The sequence below is a fragment of the Halomonas sp. SIMBA_159 genome (assembly GCF_046536035.1).
GTDB classification, from domain to species: Bacteria; Pseudomonadota; Gammaproteobacteria; order Pseudomonadales; family Halomonadaceae; genus Vreelandella; species Vreelandella venusta_A.
Map to the genome: position 1 here is coordinate 1 of NZ_JAWJBT010001456.1, position 241 is coordinate 241.

Annotated in this window: 1 protein-coding gene; it reads left to right on the top strand. The window is 46.9% G+C overall.

Annotated elements, in window-relative coordinates; translation table 11 throughout:
* Nucleotides 1-241 (top strand): iron chelate uptake ABC transporter family permease subunit (locus R0J87_RS24060; protein WP_498889559.1); only part of this gene is annotated, 241 nt, incomplete at both ends.

Genomic DNA, 241 nt, shown 5'->3' on the forward strand with positions numbered 1-241 from the left:
TGGCAATTATTTATGTCTAGCCGTGTTCCCCGTTTACTTGCAATTTTGCTGGCCGGTGGGGGACTGAGTATCGCTGGCCTTATCATGCAGCAAATCAGCCAGAACCGATTTGCTGCGCCTTCTACCTCAGGCACGATTGAGTGCTCAATGCTAGGTTTTGTCTTAAGTTTAGTGATTTTTGGCAACGGCGATCAACTGTGGCTTATTTTTGCTACTGCAATGATCGGCACGCTTTTCTTTG